This is a genomic window from Geodermatophilus sp. SYSU D00779, assembly GCF_054050595.1.
Genome location: NZ_JBJGZQ010000063.1, coordinates 1 through 5,477, shown reverse-complemented (window position 1 = coordinate 5,477; position 5,477 = coordinate 1). Strand labels below are relative to the sequence as shown.

Below are 5,477 nucleotides of genomic sequence, written 5' to 3'. Positions count from 1 at the left end.
TTCGAATCCGGGCGAGAACCGAGAACTGGACGCTCTCGTCAATCAACCCAAAGAAACCCACAAAAGGGGTTGTCACTTGCTTGGCACTGACTTTCGGCACGCTGTTGAGTTCTCAAGGAGCGGACGCTCGCGACACCCGGCCGGCTGGGCCTTCGATCGCGGCGGCTGTTCCACGTTACGCCGCTCTCTGTCTGCGTCAAGCGGCGGGTCCAGGACCCGCACTCGGCGCTCGGAGCGGCGGTACCCAGTGCAACCAGCGTACCCCGAGCTGTGTTCCCGGGGCCCGCTCAGTGGCTGGGCAGGCGGCGCCTGGTCCGACCCGCGGGCGGAGACTCGGTCCCCGTCCCGCTCCGGTCTCGCCGGGCGCAGAGAGAAAGTTACGTGGGTGTCGTCCGGGCTGTCAAACCGCAGCGTGGTGACGCGTGACACCTGTCCGGAACGGGGCCGTCACACGCCGTTCACACGTCTCAAGCGCGCTGGACCCCGGCCACCGAGCGCTTCCCGCGGCGGAGCACCAGCCAGCCCCCGGGCAGCCAGTCCGACTCCCGCGGCACGGCGTCGGCGTCGGTGACCCGCTCGTTGTTCAGGTACGCGCCGCCCTCCTTCACCGTGCGCCGGGCCTCGGAGAGGCTGCTGACGAGCCCGGTCCGCTGGAACAGAGCGGCGACGGTCGGCGTCCCCTCGTCGACGGTGATGCTTCCGGCCTCCCGCAGGGCGGCGCCCAGGGTCTCCGGGCCCAGGGCGGTGAGGTCATCGCGGCCGAACAGCGCCCGGCCGGCGGCCTCGGCCTGGCGCAGCTCGTCCTCGCCGTGCACCAGGCGGGTGAGCTCCTCGGCCAGGGCCCGCTGGGGCGCCCGGGAGGCGGGGCGGTGCTCGGACTCGGCGACCAGCGCGGCCACCTCCTCGGCCGGTCGCTCGGAGAACAACGGCAACCAGGAGCGGGCGTCGACGTCGTCGATGTTGAGCCAGTACTGGAAGAACGCGTACGGGCTCGTCAGCTCGGGGTCCAGCCAGATGGTGGCGCCCTCGGTCTTGCCGATCTTCCGGCCGTCGGCCGTGGTGATCAGCGGGGTCGACAGGGCGTGGGCCGCCGCACCCTCGGTCCGGCGGACCAGGTCGACGCCGGCGATGATGTTCCCCCACTGGTCGGAGCCGCCGGTCTGCAGCGTGCAGCCGTGCCGGAGGAACAGCTCGCGGAAGTCGTTGGCCTGCAGGATCTGGTAGCTGAACTCCGTGTAGCTGATCCCGGCGTCGCTGTTGAGGCGGGCCGAGACCGCCTCCTTGGCCAGCATCCGGTTGACCCGGAAGTGCTTCCCCAGGTCGCGGAGGAAGTCGATCGCCGACAGCGGGGCGGTCCAGTCCAGGTTGTCGACGTAGACCGGCGCCCGCAGCCCCTGCTCGGCTGCCGGCCGGTCGAGGAACGGCGCGACCCGGCGTCGGATCCGGTGCACCCAGCCGGCGACCGTCGCGGGGTCGTTGAGGACGCGCTCGGACGTCGGGCGCGGGTCCCCGATCAGCCCGGTGGCCCCGCCCACCAGCACGATCGGCTGGTGCCCGGCCCGCTGGAGCGCCCGCAGGACCATGAACTGGATCAGGTGCCCGACGTGCAGGCTCTCCGCCGTCGGGTCGAAGCCGCAGTAGTAGGTGACGGGGCCGTCGGCGAGGTGCTTGCGCAGCGCCTCCTCGTCGGTGCTCTGGGCGATCAGCCCGCGGCGGTGCAGCTCGTCGATCACGTCCGTCACGGCTCCATCCTGCATGATCAGCTCGGCCGGCCGGCGCGGCGGCGGGGCTTGCCGCCCGGGCGGAAGACGCTGACCGACGCCGCCCCCGTCTCCCAGTACCGCCACGGCAGCTCGGTGGCCACGCTGATCCCGACGCGCGGCCCGGACGAGACGTCGGCCGGCGGGTCGCCCCGGTGCAGCCGCACGGGGGACGACGGGTCGAGCAGGTCGGCGTCCTTGTCGTCGGGGCCGATGGCGAGGGCCTGGGTCAGCCGGGCGGGACCGCGGGCGAGGTCGCGGGGCGTGCGCGCGGAGGGACGGCGGGCGGCGGCGAGCTCCTCCCCCACCACGACGTCCCCGGCGCGCAGCAGCACCGCCGAACCCTGGCCCTCGGCACCCACGACGACGTTGGCGCACCAGTGCACGCCGTAGCTGAAGTAGACGTAGAGCCGCCCGGGCGGGCCGAACATGACCGCCGCCCGCGGCGTGGGCCCGCGGTGGGAGTGCGCCGCCGGGTCGGTGCCGTCGCCGGCGTAGGCCTCGACCTCGGTCAGCCGCAGAGCGACCCGGCCGTCGGGGCGGTCGCTGACCACCCAGCAGCCGAGCAGGGTCGGCGCCACGACGTCCGGCGGGCCGAGCAGCTCCCCGGGCGTCAGCAGCGGCCCGGGCTCGAGGTCGCTCAGAGCGCCGCCGCCACGGGTGAGGCCGAGGCCCAGTGGGCGTGCTCGGCCGCGAGCCCCGTGAGCGCGGCGATCTGACCGGCGACCCGCTCCGGCGCCGTCCCCCCGCGGGCGCTGCGGGCCGCCAGCGCACCCGGGACGGACAGCACCGACCGCACCCCCGGGGTGAGCCGCTCGTCGATGCCGGCGAGCTGGTCGTCGTCGAGCTGGTCGAGCTCGAGACCGGCCTGCTCGCAGAACGCAACCATCGCCCCGGAGATCTCGTGCGCCGAGCGGAACGGCACGCCCTGGCGGACCAGCCACTCGGCGACGTCGGTGGCCAGCGCGAAGCCCTGCGGCGCGGCGGCCTCCAGCACGTCGGGGCGCAGCGTGAGGGTCGCGACCATCCCGGTGACCGCGGGCAGCAGCAGGAGCAGCTGCTCCATGGAGTCGAAGACCGGCTCCTTGTCCTCCTGCAGGTCCCGGTCGTACGCCAGCGGCAGGCCCTTGAGCATGGTGAGCAGGCCGGTCAGGTTGCCGACGAACCGGCCCGACTTGCCGCGGGCCAGCTCGGCGATGTCGGGGTTCTTCTTCTGCGGCATGATCGACGACCCGGTGGCCCAGGCGTCGTCGAGCCGAGCCCAGCCGAACTCGGTCGACGTCCAGAGGACGACCTCCTCGCCCAGCCGGGAGAGGTGGACGCCGACCATCGCCGCGCAGAAGCAGAACTCGGCGGCGAAGTCGCGGTCGCTGACGCCGTCGATGGAGTTGTCCGAGGCTCGGTCGAAGCCGAGCTCGGCGGCGACGGCGTCGGGGTCGAGCGGCAGCGACGAGCCGGCCAGCGCGCCGGAGCCGTAGGGGCTGACGGCGGTGCGGCGGTCCCAGTCGCGCAGCCGGTCGACGTCCCGGGCGACGGCGTGGGCGTGGGCGAGCAGCTGGTGGGCGATGAGCACCGGCTGGGCGTGCTGCAGGTGGGTCATGCCGGGGGCCGGCACGTCCTGGTAGCGCTCGGCCAGGCCGACCAGCGCGTACTCGAGGGAGGAGAGCTCGCCGACCAGCGCCCGGACGGAGTGGCGCAGGTACAGCCGCAGGTCCGTGGCGATCTGGTCGTTGCGGCTGCGGCCGGCGCGCAGCTTGCCGCCGAGGGTGCCGAGCTTCTCGGTGAGCCCGCGCTCGAGGGCCTCGTGCACGTCCTCGTCGGACTCGACGGCGGTGAACGTGCCTGCCGCGACCTCGGCCGACAGCTCGTGCAGCGCGCCGAGCATCTGCGCCAGCTCGTCGTCGGTGAGCAGCCCGGCCCGGTGCAGCACGCGGGCGTGCGCCCGGGAGCCGGCCAGGTCGAAGGGCGCCAGCTTCCAGTCGAAGTGGGTGGACCTGGACAACGCCGTCAGCGCGTCCGATGGCCCTCCGCCGCCGAAGCGACCGCCCCAGAGCCGGGTGTGGGACGACGGCGGGGCGGCGGGGTCGGCCGGGCTCACGGTGCGGGGTCCTCCAGGTCGGTCTCGGGTGCGGTCGTCGGGGCCGGGGCGCGCTCGGCCATCGCCCGCAGCCGGTCGGCGAGGGCGGCCCCGCCGTCGGGACGGCGGGAGACGACCAGCAGAGTGTCGTCCCCCGCGATCGTGCCCAGGACGTCGGGGAGGCCGACCTTGTCCAGCGCCGAGGCGAGGAACTGCGCCGCCCCCGGCGGTGTGCGGACGACGGCCAGGTTGGCGCTGCCCTCGGCGGAGGTCAGCAGGTCGCCCAGCAGCCGGGTGAGCCGGGCGGGCGCGGCCTGCGCGGGACGCAGCGGGGCGTTCTCCGGCGGCAGGACGTAGGACGCCGGGGCGCCGTCGGAACCGCGCATCTTGACCGCGCCCAGCTCCTCCAGGTCGCGGGAGAGCGTGGCCTGGGTGACCTCGATGCCCGAGCCGGCGAGCAGCGCGGCCAGCTGGGTCTGGGAGGTGACCGGCTGGGCCTCGATCAGCTCGCGGATGCGCGCCTGGCGCGCCGAGCGGGTCAGCGCGGTGGTCACCCGGATCGCCCCAACAGCCAGATCAGGACGGCCTTCTGCGCGTGCAGCCGGTTCTCCGCCTCGTCCCACACCGCGCTCTGCGGGCCGTCGATCACCGACGCGGCGATCTCCTTACCGCGGTAGGCCGGCAGGCAGTGCAGGACGACGGCGTCGTCGGCGGCCCGGGCCAGCGCGGCGTCGTCCACCGCGTAGGGCAGGAACGGCGCGACCCGGGCGGCGTACTCGTCCTCCCGGCCCATCGACACCCAGGTGTCGGTGACGAGGACGTCGGCGCCGTGGGCGGCGGCCGCGGCGTCGTCGGTCCAGTGCACCGAGCCGCCGGTCTCCGCGGCGATCTCCTCGGCGCGCTTCACGACCGAGGGGTCGGGCTGGAAGGACGCCGGCGACCCGATCCGCACGTGCAGGCCGGCCGTGGCGCCGCCGAGCAGGTACGAGTGCGCCATGTTGTTGGCGCCGTCGCCCAGGTAGCTCAGGGTCAGCCCGGCGAGGGTGCCCTTGCGCTCGGCGACGGTCTGCAGGTCGGCGAGGACCTGGCAGGGGTGGAACTCGTCGGTGAGCGCGTTGACCACCGGCACCCGGCTGACCGCGGCCATCGCCTCGATGCGGTCCTGGCCGGAGGTGCGCCAGACGATCGCGGCGACCTGCCGGTCGAACACGCGGGTGGTGTCCTCGACCGGCTCGCCGCGGCCGAGCTGGCTGCTGGCGGCGTCGACGACCAGGGGGTACCCGCCGAGCTCGGCGACGCCGACGGAGAAGCTCACCCGGGTGCGGGTGGAGGGCTTGTCGAACAGCACCGCCACCGCGCGCGGCACCCCGTTGGGCGCCCGCAGCGGGGTGGGCGCGGCCTCGGTGTGCCGGGTGCGCTTGAGCTCGGCGGCCAGGGCCAGCACCTCGGCCTGCTCGGCCGGACCGAGGTCGTCGTCCCGCAGGAGGTGCCGGACCGTCACTGCTGGGTCTCCAGTGCGGCGTCGAGGGCGGCGGGCAGGGCGGTGAGGAAGGCGTCGACCTGGGCGTCGGTGAGCACCAGGGCCGGCGCCAGCCGCAGCACGCCCGGCGCCACGGCGTTGGTCAGGAACCCGGCCCGGC

Annotated in this window: 5 protein-coding genes; all 5 read right to left on the bottom strand. The window is 74.5% G+C overall.

Annotated features, from left to right (window positions below; translation table 11 throughout):
• Positions 1 to 467: 467 nt before the first annotated feature.
• From tyrS to argF, 5 genes are read right to left on the bottom strand one after another with little or no spacing between them, the layout of a single operon-like run.
• Positions 468 to 1,742: a tyrosine--tRNA ligase gene (gene tyrS / locus ACI79G_RS24845; protein WP_456883700.1), complete on the bottom strand. Its 1,275-nt coding sequence runs from the start codon at positions 1,740 to 1,742 to the stop codon at positions 468 to 470.
• Positions 1,743 to 1,759: 17 nt separating this feature from the next.
• Positions 1,760 to 2,362 (bottom strand): DNA-3-methyladenine glycosylase, encoded by a 603-nt coding sequence (locus tag ACI79G_RS24840; RefSeq protein WP_456883701.1) that lies wholly within the window; start codon positions 2,360 to 2,362, stop codon positions 1,760 to 1,762.
• A 38-nt stretch (positions 2,363 to 2,400) separates the two neighbouring features.
• Positions 2,401 to 3,858 carry an argininosuccinate lyase gene (argH, locus tag ACI79G_RS24835; protein ID WP_456883699.1) on the bottom strand — a complete coding sequence of 486 codons (1,458 nt, stop codon included), beginning with the start codon at positions 3,856 to 3,858 and terminating at the stop codon, positions 2,401 to 2,403.
• A complete protein-coding gene (locus ACI79G_RS24830) occupies positions 3,855 to 4,391 on the bottom strand; it encodes an arginine repressor (protein WP_091224487.1) in 537 nt (178 codons plus the stop codon). Before ACI79G_RS24830 ends, argH begins: the two co-directional genes overlap by 4 nt.
• Entirely contained in the window at positions 4,388 to 5,338 is a 951-nt protein-coding gene (argF, locus tag ACI79G_RS24825; protein WP_456883698.1) for an ornithine carbamoyltransferase, read from the bottom strand. Before argF ends, ACI79G_RS24830 begins: the two co-directional genes overlap by 4 nt.
• Positions 5,339 to 5,477 lie beyond the last annotated feature (139 nt).